Consider the following 16,084-nt stretch of genomic DNA (forward strand, 5'->3'; position numbering starts at 1 on the left):
CGCTAGACAGGTGCGTGTCCAGCGCGGATCAAGAATCGCTGAATGCGCGACAAAAAAATCTCAGCGAGCGGACTGCCGCAGGCGCCATGCCAGTCCGGACACGCGCTGCGCATGCCGCGACAGCGCCGCACGCACGATCATGTCGCTGGCGCAGACGTGCACGGCGTGGCGCGCGCGCGTCAAGGCCGTGTAGACGAGCTCGCGCGAGAGCGTGCGCGCGTCCTGCTTCGGCAGCTGCAGCCAGACGGTGTCGTATTCGGAGCCCTGCGCCTTGTGCACGGTCATCGCGAAGGCGCCGCCGTGCGCGGGCAGCGCGGCCGGATGGAAGCCGCGCACCCCGCCGTCGGCGGCGGCGAACCAGGCGACGATCGCGCCGCCGGCGTCGCGCAGGCACACGCCGATGTCGCCGTTGAACAGGCCGTGGCGGTAGCTGTTCTCGGTCACCAGCAGCAGGCGGCCGTGGAAGTAGGCCTCGCGTTGCGCGCCGGCGAGCGCTTCCTCGATGCGCGCGTTGAGCTGTATCGCGCCCTGCGGGCCCTCGCGCAGCGCGGTGAGCACGCGGGCGCGATCGGCGAGGGCCAGCGCCGCCGCCGGATTGGCTTGCGCGGCGAGTTCGCGCCACGGCGCCAGCAGCGCCTCGCGGGTGGCAGCAGCCAGCAGGTCGAAGCGGTCGGCGTGGTACTGCACGCCGGACAAGGCGCCGTCCTGCAGCAACGCGAGCGCCTGCGCCGCGTCGCCACGGCGCGCGGCATCGGCCAGCGGCGCGAGGTCGAGCGATTGCGACTGGCGATACCCGCGCCGCAGATGGATGCGGTGGCCGTGCAGCGGTGCTGCGGTGGTCGCCGCGTGTCCTTCCGCGGGCGCCGCGCCGAGCAGCGGTGCCAGCAGCGGCGCGGCATCGTCCGGCAACGCATCGCCCGCCCCGCTGGCGTCGACGATGGCCGCCAGCACGTCGCCCGCTTCCACCGAGGGCAGCTGGTCGGCATCGCCCAGCAGGATCAGGCGGGCGCCGTCGCGCACGGCTTCGACCAGCTTGCACATCAGCGGCAGGTCGACCATCGAGGCCTCGTCGACCACGATCACCTCGTGCGCCAGCGGCTGCATCGCGTCGTGGCGGAAACGCGGGCTGCCGGGGATGGTGCCGAGCAGGCGATGCAGCGTGCGCGCCTCGTGCGGCACCGCGTCCAGCAACGCGGCGTCGATGCCGGCCTGCCCGCGCAACTGCAGCAGCGCGCGTTGCAGCGCGGCGGCCATGCGATCGGCGGCGCGGCCGGTGGGCGCGGCCAGGGCGATGCGCGGTGCCTCGCGGCCCGCATGCACCGCCTGCGCGATCAGCAGCAGGAGCAGGCGCGCGATGGTCGTGGTCTTGCCGGTGCCGGGACCGCCGGTGATCAGCAGCAGCGAGCGCGTGAGCGCGAGCGCGGCGGCGCGCGCCTGCGCATCGCCCTCGTGCGCCTGCGGGAACAGCGCGGCGAACAACGGCGCCAGTGCGGCGAGATCGTGTGCGGTGAGATCCTGCGCGGCAGGCGGCTGTGCGGCGAGGCGTCGCAGGCCGGCGGCGAGGCGGCGTTCGTATTCGCGGTAGCGACGCAGGTAGAGCAGGTCGCCTTCCAGCACCAGCGGCGCGGCGCCCGGCGCGGCTTCGTGTGCTTCCGGCGTGGCGACCCAGCGCGAGGCGCGCAGGGCCTCGCGCCACGGCGTGGGTTGCGGGAGTTCGTCGAAGCTGTCGACCAGCAGTTGCGGACGCTGCAGATCGAGCGCGGCGTGGCCGAGCCCGACCGCGAGCGAAGCGAGCTCGGCCCCCTTCACCACCGCGTCCGCAGTCGCCGGATCCAGCCGCCACAGCGTCTGCGCCAGCGCGCGGTCGACGACCCGGCCGCTGGCCTCCGCGTGCAGCCGCAGTTGCTGGTCGGCGCGTGGCTTCATGCGCGACCTCCGCCGCCCAGCAGCACGTCGACGGCGGCGACCAGTGTCGCGTCGAACCGCGGCGCGATCAGTCCGCGCATGCCGCCGTCTTCGTCGGCCGCCCGCTCCAGCCCGCGGCAGAACAGGTAACGCACGCCGCCGAAATCGCGCGCGTAGTCGTACTCGGCGCCGCAGCGCACGCGCAGCCAGCGGTGCAGGGCGACGACGTAGAGCAGCGCCTGCAGGTCGTATTCGCTGGCGCGCATCGCTTCGGCCAGCGTGGCCTCGTCGTAGGCGGGAAGCAGGTTCGACTTGTAGTCGAGCACGTGCACGCGGCCGGCATTGACGTAGGTGAGGTCGATCTTGCCGTTCATCAGGCCCGACAGGCGCGGCCACACGCCGAAGTCGCGGCGATCGCGGGCGATGCCGTGCGCGTGCAGCAGTTGCAGGAACGCGGCGCTGTCGGCATCGGCGAGGGTGAAGTGGAATTCGATTTCCGGCACGCGCGCCGCCGGCGGCAGCTCGCACAGGCGTCCGCCTTCCGGCAGCGGGGTGTTGAGCGTGGCCGCGACCAGCGGCGTCAGCGCGCGCACGCCGTCCTCGAGGTGGTCGGGCGCGTAATCCTGGCTCTGCAGCGCGGCGACCAGCACCTCGCGCTGCATCGCGGGCGGCGTGTCGCCGGCGTGATCGCGCCAGCGGGCGAAATCGGCGTGCTCCAGCGCGTGGTGCACGGCGTTGCCGAAGCGCTCGCCGCGGAAGCGCGGATCGACGCTCTCGAACACCGCCGGCGGCATCGCGGCGAGCGGGCGTTCGTCGGTCGCGGGCGCCTCGTCCTGCACCGCGTGCGCGCCGTGCGGCTTCTGCCGGTGCAGCTGGCTGAAGCTGTGGATCCACCAGTCGCGGCGCAGCTTGCGCGTCGCTTCGCGCGCCGGCGGCGTGGCGGGTTGCGGTGACGGCGGCAGGCGCGTCGTGTCGGCGGCATCCGGCGTTTGTGCGTCCATGACCCGCAGGCGCTCGCCCAGCGCCTGCCTGAGTTCCTCCGAAGGCCGCGGGCCGCCGAGCAGACGCTCCAGCGCGGACTCCGCGTGATTCGTTACCGCACCGCCCCACACCCACAGCGCGTCGCGCGCGCGGGTCAGGCCGACGTAGAGCAGGCGCATGTCCTCGCTGCGTTCGTCCTCGAAGTGCAGGCGGCAGGCTTCGACCCAGTCCGGTTCGTCGCCGTGGCGCGCCGCGGTTTCGACCTGGCGCACGCGTTCGCCGCGCCACTGGTACACGGCCATGTCCGGATCGTTGCGCTTGCGTCCGAGCGCGACGAACGGCAGGAACACCAGCGGAAATTCCAGGCCCTTGCTCGCGTGCAGGGTGAGGATCTGCACGCGGCCGGCGTCGGATTCCAGCCGCGGCGTCTGCTCGTAGTCGTCCCTGTCGGCGTTGGCGATCGCCGCGCGCAGCCAGTCGATCTGGCCCTGCGGGCCGAGCCCGCGCGGCTGGGTCGCGTTGGCGCGCGCTTCCTGCAGCAGTTCGCCCAGTTGCAGGAAACAGGTGAGCTGGCGCTCGCCGTCGACCTGCGCGAGCAGGCGCGCGGCCTGGTGCGCCAGCACGTCGGCGAGCATCGCCTGCGGGCCGTGCTGCTCCCAGCGCAAACGCCAGGCGGCGAAGTCGTGCTGCCAGCGCTGCAGCGTGTCGCCGTCATCGGCCAGCGCGTGCAGTTGCGCGGCGTCGAAACCGAACAGCCGCGTCGCCAGCGCCGCACGCAGCCGACGTTCGTCGAAGGGCGAGACCAGCGCCAGCAGCAGGCTCAGCAGTTCGTGCGCCTGTTCGGTCTCGAACACGCTCTGCCGGCCGGTCGCGACCGCGGGTACGCCCAGCTGCGCGAGCGCGTGGCGCACGGCGACGGCTTCGGCATGGGCGCGCACCAGCACCGCGCAATCGCGGGCTTCGACGCGGCGCCTTCTGTCGCCGTCGCGACGCAGCACACACGCGTCCTGGGCGCGCGCCAGCAGGTCGCGGATCGTCTGCGCGCAGCCGCGCGCGAGCTGGGTGATGGACTCGTCCCTGGTCCAGTCCTTGCCGCTGCCGGTCGCCTGCAGTTCGTTGAACACCAGCGCCGGTGCGGGCGCGCCGTCGATCAGCAGCGCGTCGTCGGCGACGTTGCCGCCGGGCGCGGTGGCGACGAAGGCGATGCCGGCGCCGAGCGGTTGCGCTTCACCCGCCTGCGCCGCTGCGGCGTAGGCCTGGGTGAACAGCGCGTTGACCGTCGTGATCACGCACGGGCGCGAGCGGAAGTTCTCCGCCAGCGGCGGCGCCGCCGTCGCGAGCGCGCCGGCGTGCTGGTAGGTGTGCACGTCGCCGCCGCGGAAGCGGTAGATCGCCTGCTTGGGATCGCCCACCAGCAGCAGGCCGTTCGCATCCGCCTCGCGCTCCGCCTGCCGCGCGTGTTCGCCGAACAGGCGTTCGAAGATGGTCCACTGGCGCGCGTCGGTGTCCTGGAACTCGTCGATCAGCGCGAGCGGGAACTGCGCGCGCACCGCGGCGCACAGGCGCGGGCCGTGCTCGGGATCGGTGACCGCGGCGAGCATCGCGTCGATCAGGTCGTCGAAGTCGCGCTGCTGGAAGGCCTGCTTGCGCGCGCGGGCGCGTTCGCGGGCCTGGGCGCGCAGGGCGTGCAGGCAGCGCAGGCCGTGGGCTTCGCGCCAGGGCGCCAGGGCCGCGCGCGCGTCGAGCAGTGCGGCGATGGCATCGCACAGCGGCGAATCCGGCGGTTGCTGGCCCTTGTTGCAGCCGTCGGCGAGCGCGGCGCGGGTGTAGCGGTCCAGGCGTTCGTGCCACTGCGTCGGCGTCGTGTCGTTGGTCACCGCCGTGCGCAGCCACGCCCACAGCGAGTCGAGGTGCTCGGGCTTGTACTTCACCCCGCTGAGCACCTTGCCCTGCAGCGCGCGCACGAACAGCGCGTGTGCGGTGTCGCCGTGTTGCGCGAAGCTGCGACGGAACGCCTGCCACGCGGCATCCAGCGCCGGCCGCGGGTCGGGAATGTTTCGTGTCGGCGGCAGCGGCAGCAGCGGCTCCGGGGCCAGCAGCGCGGGCAGCGCATCGGCCAGGCCGGACGGCCCGCCATAACACGCGCGCAGCCACGCGCTGTCATCGGCGCGATCGGCCTCGGCTGCCGCATTCCACTCGCGCCACAACTCCACCGCGATCGCCTCGTGCATCTCGCGCGCGCTCGTCACCACTTCGGCGGGGCGCAGCACCTGGCCGGTGTCGAGCGCGTGTTCGGCCAGCACGCGCTGGCAGAAGCCGTGGATGGTGGTGATCGCCGCCTGGTCCATTTCGCGCGCGGCGCGGTCGAGGCGGCGGCGCAGCGCGGGCAGGCTTTCGCGTCCGCCTTCGAGCGCGTCGAAGAGCAGCCGGCGCAGCAGCGCGGTGCCGGCATCGTCGCTGGCGTGTTCGACTGGATCGCCGTCGCGCCAGCGCGCGGCCAGTTCCGCCGCACGCAGCAGGCGATCGCGCACGCGTTCGTGCAGTTCCTGGGTGGCGCGGAGGGTGAAGGTGACGGCGAGGATGGCCGGCACCGCGCGCCGCTCGACGATCACCGCGCGCGCGAACAGGCCGGCCAGCGTGTAGGTCTTGCCGGTGCCGGCGCTGGCCTCGATCAGGCCGAGCTGATCGAGCGGCGTGGCGAGGACGGCGACGCTCATGCGAGTGCCTCCGCGGCGGCCGCGTCGTCCACCGCCAGCACCTCGTCCACCGCGAACGGCCGCGCCTGCTCGACGGCAGCGAACACGGCCCGCGCGATGCGGCCGAAGCGGATGCGATTGAGCGCATCGCCATCGGTAAACGGATCGCGGCCGCGCAGGGCCAGCTGCGTGGCGATGCTGCGCTCGGGCCGCGCCCGCTCGCGCGGATTGAAACTCTTGCCCGACCAGAGCGCTTCGGCCGCCGTCAGCGCATTCCTGCCGTTCTGTTCGGCGGTGTAGTACGCGTAACCGCTCTTGGGCAGGAACGGCAGCGGTTCGGCCAGCGCGCGTTCGTGCAGCGCGACCAGCGCTGTCAGCACGGCGCGCGCCTGTTCCGGTTCGACTAGCGCGCGCGAGCGCAGCAGCGGCGGCGCATCTTCCTTGTCCCTGTACAGCTCGAACACCGGCAGCTGCAGCAACGACGCGGCGAGCCAGTCGAGCCCGTGTCGCAGGGCGTGGCCGCCGTGGCGACCCTTCGCGCGCAGCACCACGCGCAGCAGACGCGACGGCTGCGCATGCACGCCGTCGAGTGTTGCGCGCAGCCGTTGCGTGGCGAGCGGCTGGTCCAGTGGCGCGCGTTGCGCGTCGGTGCCGAAGCCGCCCTCCAGCGCGGCCACGGCGAATGGCGCGAGTTCGTCGAGCAGGTCGGCGACGATCGCGGCGCCGTCGCTGCCCGGCGCGAGTTGCGCGCGCGCCAGCAGTTCGCGTTGCAACTGCCGCGCATCGGGCCGACGCCGTTCGCGCAGCCAGGCCGCGAAGGTCGCCTCGCGCAACTGGTAGTGGCGCAGCGCATCCGGACGACCGAGCGGCTCGTGCTCGTCGGCGCTGTCCTCCTCTTCCGGCAGGCGCAGGCCCAGGCCATCGCACAGGTAGGCGACGTGCGGCCGGTTGAGCACGCTGCGCACGCGATCGAGCAGCACCACCGGCTCGTCGCGATCGGGCGGCGGCAGCCACAGCGCCGGCGGCGCGAACACCGGTTCCGCGCGCGCGGCGATCGGCGTATCGGCGGCGTCGCGCCAGCGCGCGTCGAAGCTGAAACGGCGCGGATCGCCCCGCCCCGCCGCGTCGCCGGTTTCGCCCACGTGCGCGGCACCGAACGCGGCCGGCGAGAACGGCTGCAAGGCGTGGCGCACCACCAGCGCTTCACGCAGGTCCGCACGCGCCTTCTCGTCGCGCGCCGTGTGCGCGTCCACCGCGGCATCGAGCAGTTCGGCGACCACCGCGGAGGGCTCGCGCCGCGAGTTGTCGCGCGGGTCCATGCCGCACCAGCTCAGGTACAGCACGCGGCCGGCGGACGCGAACAGCTGCAGGAACAGGTAACGGTCGGCATCGCGCCGCGAGGGGTCGCCGACGCGGCGCTCGCGCGTGCCGAGCTGGCGCGCGAGCAGGTTGACGCTGTCGCGCGCGTCGCGCGCCGGGAACGCGGCTTCGTCCATGCCCAGCAGGCACACGACCTGGAAAGGGATCAGCCGCATCGGCACCATGCGGCCGAAGCAGACGCCGCCGGACAGGAACGGCGCGCGCGCGTCGGTTTCACTCAACGCGCGACGGAAGTGGTCGAGGACCAGCGCGTGCTCGACCGGCGCCTCGAAGCCGGCGAGTGCCGCGCCGCGCGCGAAGCTGGCGACCGCCTGGTGCAGCGCCTTCAGCGCGATCGCATCATCCTCGTCCAGGCGCGCGAACAGCGCTTCGAGCAGGCCGTCGAGATCGCTCGCCCATGCGGCCGGCGGTTTCGCGTCGGCCAGGCGCGCACCGGCGCGGCGCAGCACGTCGAGCAGGCGCAGCAGGCCGTCGAGCGCGCGCGTGGCCTGGCCTTCCAGTTCCGGCCACGGCGCGACGAGCGCGTCGCCCGCGGCGATGGCGCTGTCGTCGCCGGTCGCGTAGCCCAGCAGCAGGCGGTCCAGCGCGAATTCGAAGGTGTAGGCGCCGTCGTCGTTCGCACCGTGGCGGGCGCGATCGGCCGCGTCCAGGCCCCAGCGCGCGCCGGCCGCATCGAGCCACTCGGCCAGCGCGCCGCGCTCGTTGTCGTCGATGTCGAAACGACGCGCGATCGCGGGCACGGCGAGCAGGTCGAGTACGTCGGTGACGCCGAGCGCGCGCAGCGGCAGCTCGAGCAGGCGCAGGAACGCCGCGGCCAGCGGCGCGCTCGCCAGCGGGCTGGTATCGGCGATGGTGTAGGGAATCTCGCGCGCGCTGCCCAGCGCGCCGCCGAACACCGCCTCGATGTGCGGCGCGTAGGCGTCGATGTCGGGCGCGAGCACGGCGATCTCGCGCGGCTGCAGGCGCGCGCCGCCTTCCGGTGCCTCGGCTTCGAGCAGCGCGCGCAGCTGGTCGTGCAGCACCTGCACTTCGCGCAGGCGGGTGTGACAGGCGTGGAACTGCAGGCTGGAATCGGCGCGATCCACCGCCGCGCGCGGCCAGTGCGCGCTCGCCGGCAGCTCGCGCACGTCGAGGTTGTCGAGCACGCCGCGCTGCAGGCGGCCCAGCAGCGTGTCCTCGCGCGGCTCGACGTGCGGTTCGAGATGGAAGCTGGTCGGCACCGATTCGCCGCTCACCAGCCCGGCGACGAAATCGCGCCCGGCCTGGCCCCATGCGGCGAGCAGGCGATTGGGTGCGCCGTCGCCGTCCGCGCCGACGCTGCGCAGGAAGGCATCGTCGTCGGCCGGCGTGTAGTCCGGCCAGCGCGACAGGTCGCCCCAGAACGCGCGCGCCGGCGTGTGCAGGTAGAAATGCTGGGTGCCGACGCGGGACTGGCGCGCGATCACCTGCAGCACGTCGGGCGAGACGTTCTGGCAGGCGAACACGAACAACCGCGGCGGCAATCCGGGCGGCGGATCGGCGCGACGCAGGAAGTCGTCGATGCGGCGCGCGCGGTGCGCGCGGCCGCGGGCGATGCGTTGCCACAGCGTGGCCTGCCAGTCGATCGCGCCCTCGCGGCGCTGACTGCTGCGTTCCCAGTCCAGCAGCCAGTCGCGGCGCCAGGCCTGGTATTTCTCGTAGGTTTCGGCCAAAGCGTTGGCGAGCGACCAGCCCTTCAACGGGTCGGCGTCCGCACCGCCGGCGAGGAAGCCCGCCAGCGCCGCTGGCGGCGCCGTGCGCAGTTCGCGCAACAGAAGCCAGCGCAGCGCTTCGGGGGCGAGACGGTCGGCATCGGGCGCCGGGCCCAGACAGCGATCGAGCGCGAGATCGACGAATTCGCCCGGCGTGAGGAACTGCAGGTTGGCGCAGATGCCCAGGCGTTCGGCCAGCACCTGCTGCAGCCAGCGCCGCATCGAGAACTGCGGCACCAGCACCACGTCGGGACGCAGCCAGTCGCCATCGGCGGGCACCTTCGCGACTTCCGCCGCCAGCAATTCCGCCAGCACGTCGAGCGCATTGGAGTGGTAGAGGCGGAAGTCGGGCGTCGCGGGCATCGGCGTGCATCTTGCCGGATGCGGATCGCAAGGGGCGAGATCGGGATGTGCGCGAAGCGCGCTGCGTGGCTTTCCGCTCCGGGATCTGCTTTCCGCTTCTCCCCGCCTGCGGGGAGAAGCTGCCCGAAGGGCTGATGAGAGGGAGCGAGCGCAGCGAGCTGCTCTGGTTTTTGGCTGCAACCCCGTGCGAAAGTCAAAAGCAAAAGCAGCTCGCTACGCTCGCCGCCGCTCACCCGCCCTTCGGGCACCCTCTCCCCATCGCCAGTGATGGGGAAGGACATCGCGCGCGACGGGAGAGGAACAGATGCGGATGACTTCCGGATGACTTCCGGCAGCCCGCCCCGCACCCCGCCTCTGCGACAATGCCCGCCGCCACCTCCCGTTCAGCCGCGCACCCCCATCCTTGCGCGCGTTTTGCCCCGCACGCGCTTCGCCCTCATCTGGCACGACCAAGCTTCGGCATGACCGACCCCTCGCCCATCGTCCGCATCGACCACCTCCGCCTCGACCGCGGCGGCCGCACGGTGCTGCGCGACATCGACCTCACCGTGCCGCGCGGCAGCATCGTCGCGGTGCTCGGTCCCTCGGGCAGCGGCAAGTCGACGCTGCTGTCGGCGCTCACCGGCGAGCTGTATCCCGCCGCCGGGCGCGTGGAAGTACTGGGCCAGCAGGTGCCACGCTCGCAGCGCGCGTTGCTGGAGCTGCGCAAGGGCATCGGCGTGCTGCTGCAGGGCAATGGCCTGCTCACCGACCTGACCGCGGCCGAGAACGTCGCGCTGCCGCTGCGCATGCATACCAAACTGCCGCCGGCGGTGATCAGCCGGCTGGTGCTGATGAAGCTGCACGCGGTCGGCCTGCGCGCCGCCGCCGATGCGTATCCGCGCGAACTGTCCGGCGGCATGGCGCGGCGCGTCGCCCTGGCGCGCGCGCTCGCGCTGGATCCGCCGCTGATGATCTACGACGAACCGCTCACCGGCCTGGATCCGATCGCCTCGGGCGTGGTGATGGACCTGGTCAAGCGCCTCAACGATTCGCTCGGCCTCACCAGCATCATCGTCACCCACCACGTGCACGAGACGCTGCCGATCGCCGACCACGCGGTGGTGATCGCCAATGGCGGCATCGTGTTCTCGGGCACGCCGAAGGAACTGGAAGCGAGCAGCGATCCGCTGATCCGCCAGTTCCTCAACGGCGAGCCGGATGGCCCGATTCCGTTCGAGAGCGCCGCCTTCAACAGCGCCGCCCCGGAGGCCGCGTAATGCCGTTCGTTGCCGCCACCCGCGCCATCGGCCGCGCCGGGCTGTTCACGCTGTCGGTGCTGCGCGCGTCGAAGCCGACCGCCGACTTCCTCCGCGAACTGGTGCGCGAGATCTACAAGATCGGCGCGCGCACGCTGCCGATCGTGACCGTCGGCGGCGCCTTCGTCGGCCTGTCGGTGACCCTGCTGGGCTACCGCGCGCTGGACACCTACGGCGCGGCCAACCAGGTCAGCGCGATGCTCGGCCTGGGCATGTACCGCGAACTCGGCCCGGTGCTCACCGCACTGCTGTTCATCGGCCGCGCCGGCTCCTCGATCGCCGCCGAACTCGGGTTGATGCGCGCGACCGACCAGATCACCGCGCTCGGGCTGATGGCGATCGATCCGATCGGCAAGGCGGTGGCGCCGCGCTTCTGGGCCGCGGTGATCTCGATGCCGCTGCTGACCGCGTTCTTCTGCAGCCTGGCGATCAGCGCCGGTTATTTCGAAGCGGTGCACGTGATCGGCATCGACCAGGGCTTCTTCTGGCAGGTGCTCAAGGACAGCGTCGACTTCAACGACGACTTCCTGATGGCCTTCGTGAAGTCCGGCGTGTTCGGCGCGACCGCCGCGCTGGTCGCCGCGCACGTGGGCTTCCACGCCGAGCCGACCATCGAGGGCACCTCGGTGGCGACGACGCAGGCGGTGGTGAACGCGTCGCTGCTGGTGCTGATGTTCAACTTCGTGATGTCGGCGTTGCTGTTCCGGTAACCGTAGGGCGGGTCTTGACCCGCCATCCGGGTGTTCGGGTGGTCCAAGAAAAGCGGCGGGTCGAGACCCGCCCTACACAGGTGATTTATGCGTGGTCCAAGAATCGAATTCGCCGTCGGTGCCTTCCTGCTGCTGGCCCTGGGCTCGCTGCTGGTGCTGGCGCTGGCCTCGACCAACCGCAACTGGGGCTTCGGCCACGACAGCTACACGCTGAAGGCGCGCTTCACCGCGATCGGCGCGCTGCGCCCGAACGCGCCGGTGAAGATCGCCGGTGTCGCCGTGGGCAAGGTGGCCGATATTCAGGTCGACCCGGTTAAATACGACTCCGTCGTCACCCTGGCCATCGACAGCAAGTACAAGGACCTGCCCGGCGACACCTCCGCGGGCATCTTCACCAACGGCCTGCTGGGCGAGAGCTACATCGGCCTCAGCCCCGGCGGCGATCCGGAGCCATTGAAACCGGGCGACGAGATCTTCATGACCCAGCCCGCGGTCGACCTGATCCAGCTGGTCGGCAAGTACATGTTCTCCGGCGGCGGCAAGCCTGCGGGCAATGCCGCGGAGAGCGATTCCAGCACCCACACCGAATCTCCCGCCCCCACGGAAGAGCCCAGCAAATGACGAAGAAGAACCTGTTCACCCCCCGCCTGCTGTCCCTCGCCCTCGCCGCCGCGTTCGTCGCCGCAACGCCGACGCTCGTCTTCGCGCAGGGCGCCGCGCAGGCCACCGCCACCCAGGCCGGCACGCCGAGCCGGATGGTGCTCGACAACAGCACGCGCATCCTCGCGACGCTGGAATCGCGCCGCGCCGAGTTCACCAGGAACCGCGCCGCGCTCCGCCAGTTCGTGTCGAGCGAATTCAACGCGATGTTCGATCGCGACTACGCCGCGCGCCTGGTGCTGGGCACCCACGGCCGCGGCGCGTCGGATGTCGACGTCAAGCTGTTCGCCGATGCGCTGGCCGACAGCCTGATGTCGCGCTACGGCTCCTCGCTGCTCGACTTCAACACCAGACTCAAGGTGCGGGTGAAGTCGGAAACCGCGCTGCCCAACGGCCGCGGCGTGCGCGTGTCGAGCGAGTTCCTTCGCCAGGGCGGCGAACCGATCCCGGTCGACTACCTGATGCGCAACACCGGTACCGGCTGGAAGGTGTTCGACGTGATGGTGGAAGGGGTGAGCTTCGTGCAGACCTTCCGCGCGCAGTTCGACGGTCCGCTCAACCGCAAGTCGATCGCGCAGGTCGCCGCCGATCTCAAGGCGGGCAAGCTGCAGGCCGACGCCAGCAGCAACTGACGATGACGAAGGGCGGCCGCCAGGTCGCCCTTCCGTCTCCACTCCGGGCTTCACCATGACCGCCACCTGCACCCGCCAGGACGACCGCCTGATCTTCGCCGGCACGCTCGACCGCGCCGCCGTCGCCACGTTGTGGCCGCAGCTGCAGCCGGCGATCGCCGGCACGCGCCACTTCGACCTCACCGCGGTGACCCGCGTGGACAGCGCCGGCCTCGCCCTGCTCGCCGAACTGGCCGCGCTGGCCGGCGGCGTGCACGTGCACGGCCGTCCTGCTGGCCTGGACGAGCTGCGCACCGCGTATCGCCTGCAGGACGATCTTTCCTTCGCGGCCTGAGCCCCGGCCGCCCCGTTTGCGGTAGCGTTTGCGCTGCCGCCCTCCTCTGGACTGCACTCCCCCATGCGTTCGAACGGACTCCACCTGGCCCTGGCCACGCTGCTGGCCCCTGCCTCGGTCTTCGCACAGACGGCGCCCGCACCGCAGGACGCGGACATCGTCGTCGCCGGCCCCGTCGCTGAAGTCGGCGCGGCCGCGCAGGCAGCGACCCCGGAAACTCCGGCAGACCCGGCGACGTCCGCGGAATCCGTGCCGACGCAGCCCGCGCCACCCGAGACGACCACGCCGACGGAGGCCGCCACGCCTCCCGTCGACGGAACCGCGGCAGCGACGCCGGCCGAGGCGTCCACGGTCGAAGCACCGCTGGCGGAAGGCCCGGCCGCAACGCCGGAGACCACGCCGGCAGCGCCGCTGACCATGGAACCGGCACCGGGCGAGACCGCGGCCTCCACCGCGCCGGTCGACAGCGAACAGCAGGACGCCGAACAGGCCTTCGCCGACATCTACGGCACGTACGCCGATCCCGACCTGCCCGCGGCCGCGGTGATGCCGGGCACCTTCGATCCGTGGGAGAAGTACAACCGCCGCATGCACCGCTTCAACAACGCGGTGGACCGGCGCATCGCGCGGCCGCTGGCGCGCGGCTACGTCAAGGTCGTACCGCGCCCGGTGCGCCTGGGCGTGAGCAATTTCTTCAACAACCTCAGCCAGCCGCTGACCATGGTCAACAGCCTGCTGCAGGGCAAGCCGAAGCAGGCCGGCCAGTCGCTCGGCCGTTTCCTGCTCAATTCGACCGTGGGCATCGCCGGCCTGTTCGATCCGGCTTCGCGCGCCAACATCCCGAACAAGAGCGAGGACTTCGGCCAGACGCTGGGCGTCTGGGGCTGGAAGCGCTCGCGCTACTTCGAACTGCCGTTCTTCGGCCCGCGCACCGTGCGCGACGTGTTCGGCATGGGCGGCGACGCGCCCTTGAGTCCGCTGCGCCAGGTCGAAGCGGACAAGATCCGTATCCCGCTGCAGGGCCTGCAGCTGGTGGACATGCGCGCGCAGCTGCTGTCGACCGATTCGCTGCGCGAAGGCGCCGAAGACGACTACACGCTGGTGCGCGACGCCTGGTCGCAGCGCCGCGACTACCAGATCTTCGGCGACCGCGCGAAGAACGACGGCCGCGACCTGCCCGACTATCTGCGCGAAGAAGACGACGATTCCACCGTGCCGGTGGACGCGATGCCGGTGATCGTGCCCGGCGGCGGCTGACGCGACGGCGTTGCGCGGCTGAAGCAGGCGCGCTGCGCCCCGCCTCCCCTCATCTGCCTTCCCTCAACGGGACTTGCCCCCGTTGCGACCTCTCCCCGCACGCGGGGAGAAGGAACCTTCGGGACTCTTGTTGCGGCACGGCTTTCCGCGACAGGAAACGGGTTCGCTGCAGTTCGTCGTGAACCAGCAGTCCAGAACTTTCCTTCTCTTGCCAACACGCAGCGTTCCCTCTCTCCATCGCAACGCGATGGGGAGAGGGCGCCAACGCGGGTGAGCGGCGCTCTTGATTCTGGTTTTGCCGTTGCGGCGAAGAACTGATCCCTCGGGCGCTCACGGCAACCCCGGCGTCAGGACTCTTCGTCCGCCGCCTCGAATTCCGCGCCCAGCAGGCGCTGGCTGTCTTCCAGCGGCAAGGCTTCCACCTCGCGCAGCTTGCGCGTGAGCACGCGCGTGCGCTTGCCGGTTTCCTCGATCTTGTTGCTCGCTTCCTGCAGCTTCTTCTGCACCGAATCGAGCACCGCACCGAACCTGCCGAACTCGGTCTTCACCGCACCCAGCGTGCGCCACACCTCGCTGGAACGCTCCTGGATCGCCAACGTGCGGAAACCCATCTGGAAGCTGGTCATCAGCGCCAGCAGCGTGGTCGGGCCCGCCACCGCGATGCGCTGGTCGCGCTGCAACGCCTCGACCAGGCCCGGGCGGCGCAGGGTTTCGGCGTACAGGCCTTCGGTCGGCAAGAACAGGATCGCGAACTCGGTGGTATGCGGCGGTCCGACGTACTTCTTGCGGATGCGCGCCGCTTCGTCGCGCACGCGCCGCTCCAGCGCATCGCCGGCGGCGTGCGCGGCGGCGACATCGCCGCGCTCCTGCGCGTCGAGCAGACGCTCGTAGTCCTCGCGCGGGAACTTGGCATCGATCGGCAGCCACACCGGCGCCTCGCCACTGGAACCGGGAAAGCGCACCGCAAACTCGACGCGGTCATTGCTGTTCGGCAGCGTGGCCACGTTCGCCGCGTACTGGTCCGGCGCGAAGACCTGTTCCAGCAGGTTCGCCAGCTGCACCTCGCCGAACACGCCGCGCGACTTCACGTTGCCCAGCACGCGCTGCAGGCCGCCGACGTCGGCGGCGAGCTTGTTCATGTCGCCCAGGCCCTGGTGCACCTGCGCCAGCATCGCGGTGACGTTGCCGAAGCTTTCGCTCAGACGCGTCTCCAGCGTGGCGTGCAGCTTCTCGTCCACGGTCGCGCGCATCTGCTCGAGCTTGGCGGCGTTGTCCTGCTGCAGTTCGCGCAGCTTGTGCTCGAGCGTCGCGCGCATCTCGCCGATGCGCTGCTCGTTGTTGCGGGTCAGCTCGCCGACGCGCGCGTCGAGCGCCGCGGCGAAGTCCTTCAGCGCCGCCGCGGTTTCCTGGCGCGCCTTGCGCGCGTCTTCGGTCAGCGCCTCGCGCAGGTCTTCCAGGCGCTGGTCGGTGCGGCCCGCGGCTTCGTTCAGGCGATTGGCGAAACCGTTGATGCGCAGTTCCTGCTGGGTGGCAAAGCTGTCCAGCTGCTCGCGCAGCTCGCTGCGGCCTTCGCGCTGTTCCTCGCGCAGGGCCTGCTGCAGCGCGCTGTCCGGGCGCCGCAGCAGCAACAGCACGAGCAACACGATCGCCATCGCCACGGCAGCGAGAACCAGCATCAGGAGCAGGGATTCCGACATGCCGCCAGTGTAGCGGCAGCGGTCTCGGCACATGAGACCGGCCGGCGCCGCGGGTATGCTCGTTTTCCCGACCGAACAGGAGATCCGCATGACCACACACCAGGGCAGCTGCCATTGCGGTCGGGTGGCCTTCGAAGTGGACGGCGACATCGACAGCGGCCTGAGCTGCAACTGCTCGATGTGCCAGCGCAAGGGCTCGCTGCTGTGGTTCGTGCCGCGCGCGCAGTTGCGGGTCACCGCAGGCGAGGATGCGCTGGCGACCTACACCTTCAACCGCCACGTGATCCGCCACCGGTTCTGCCCGACCTGCGGCATCCATCCCTTCGGCGAAGGCACCGATCCCAAGGGCAACGCGATCGCCGCGATCAACCTGCGCTGCCTGACCGACATCGAGCTCGACACGGTGCCGGTGCACCACTACGACGGCCGCTCGAAGTAGCC

11 protein-coding genes and 1 pseudogene are annotated in these 16,084 nt (G+C 71.4%); 7 read left to right on the forward strand and 5 right to left on the reverse strand.

The genetic code is table 11. The annotated features are described in order from the left end of the window. Positions 1–60: 60 nt before the first annotated feature. From recD to recC, 4 genes and pseudogenes are all read right to left on the reverse strand, one after another. Positions 61–1,926 (reverse strand): exodeoxyribonuclease V subunit alpha, encoded by a 1,866-nt coding sequence (recD, locus tag ACFPN1_RS14310; RefSeq protein ID WP_386755830.1) that lies wholly within the window; start codon positions 1,924–1,926, stop codon positions 61–63. Continuing rightward, complete coding sequence (locus ACFPN1_RS14315) at positions 1,923–3,521, reverse strand: 3'-5' exonuclease (protein WP_386755867.1); 1,599 nt, start codon at positions 3,519–3,521, stop codon at positions 1,923–1,925. The genes recD and ACFPN1_RS14315 overlap by 4 nt, the downstream gene beginning before the upstream one ends. A gap of 726 nt (positions 3,522–4,247) precedes the next feature. Next, positions 4,248–5,603: pseudogene (locus ACFPN1_RS14320) on the reverse strand (UvrD-helicase domain-containing protein); the annotation flags it as partial. Further along, the gene (recC, locus tag ACFPN1_RS14325; protein WP_386755831.1) at positions 5,600–9,055 is read right to left on the reverse strand and encodes an exodeoxyribonuclease V subunit gamma; all 3,456 of its coding nucleotides are present in this window, start codon (positions 9,053–9,055) and stop codon (positions 5,600–5,602) included. The gene recC and the pseudogene ACFPN1_RS14320, both read right to left, overlap by 4 nt. Before the next feature lie 461 nt (positions 9,056–9,516). On the opposite strand from recC, the gene ACFPN1_RS14330 reads away from it, so the two are divergent. The 6 genes from ACFPN1_RS14330 to ACFPN1_RS14355 all read left to right on the forward strand — a co-directional run bounded on the left by ACFPN1_RS14330 (position 9,517) and on the right by ACFPN1_RS14355 (position 13,946). Further along, positions 9,517–10,314 carry an ABC transporter ATP-binding protein gene (locus ACFPN1_RS14330; RefSeq protein WP_386755832.1) on the forward strand — a complete coding sequence of 266 codons (798 nt, stop codon included), beginning with the start codon at positions 9,517–9,519 and terminating at the stop codon, positions 10,312–10,314. After that, the gene (locus ACFPN1_RS14335; protein WP_386755833.1) at positions 10,314–11,063 is read left to right on the forward strand and encodes an MlaE family lipid ABC transporter permease subunit; all 750 of its coding nucleotides are present in this window, start codon (positions 10,314–10,316) and stop codon (positions 11,061–11,063) included. Before ACFPN1_RS14330 ends, ACFPN1_RS14335 begins: the two co-directional genes overlap by 1 nt. Positions 11,064–11,150: 87 nt before the next feature. Beyond that, complete coding sequence (mlaD, locus tag ACFPN1_RS14340) at positions 11,151–11,684, forward strand: outer membrane lipid asymmetry maintenance protein MlaD (protein WP_386755834.1); 534 nt, start codon at positions 11,151–11,153, stop codon at positions 11,682–11,684. Further along, positions 11,681–12,355 carry an MlaC/ttg2D family ABC transporter substrate-binding protein gene (locus ACFPN1_RS14345; protein ID WP_386755835.1) on the forward strand — a complete coding sequence of 225 codons (675 nt, stop codon included), beginning with the start codon at positions 11,681–11,683 and terminating at the stop codon, positions 12,353–12,355. The genes mlaD and ACFPN1_RS14345 overlap by 4 nt, the downstream gene beginning before the upstream one ends. 55 nt (positions 12,356–12,410) lie before the next feature. Beyond that, complete coding sequence (locus ACFPN1_RS14350; protein ID WP_386755836.1) at positions 12,411–12,689, forward strand: STAS domain-containing protein; 279 nt, start codon at positions 12,411–12,413, stop codon at positions 12,687–12,689. Between the two features lie 63 nt (positions 12,690–12,752). Then, positions 12,753–13,946, forward strand: coding sequence for an MlaA family lipoprotein (locus ACFPN1_RS14355; protein WP_386755837.1), 1,194 nt, complete (start codon positions 12,753–12,755; stop codon positions 13,944–13,946). Between the two features lie 347 nt (positions 13,947–14,293). Here ACFPN1_RS14355 and ACFPN1_RS14360 read toward each other — a convergent pair whose 3' ends face one another. Further along, positions 14,294–15,643 (reverse strand): DNA recombination protein RmuC, encoded by a 1,350-nt coding sequence (locus tag ACFPN1_RS14360; protein WP_386755838.1) that lies wholly within the window; start codon positions 15,641–15,643, stop codon positions 14,294–14,296. Positions 15,644–15,731: 88 nt separating this feature from the next. On the opposite strand from ACFPN1_RS14360, the gene ACFPN1_RS14365 reads away from it, so the two are divergent. Beyond that, positions 15,732–16,082: a GFA family protein gene (locus ACFPN1_RS14365; protein WP_386755839.1), complete on the forward strand. Its 351-nt coding sequence runs from the start codon at positions 15,732–15,734 to the stop codon at positions 16,080–16,082. Positions 16,083–16,084 lie beyond the last annotated feature (2 nt).

This window comes from Lysobacter yangpyeongensis (genome assembly GCF_042655745.1).
GTDB classification, from domain to species: domain Bacteria; phylum Pseudomonadota; class Gammaproteobacteria; order Xanthomonadales; family Xanthomonadaceae; genus Agrilutibacter; species Agrilutibacter yangpyeongensis.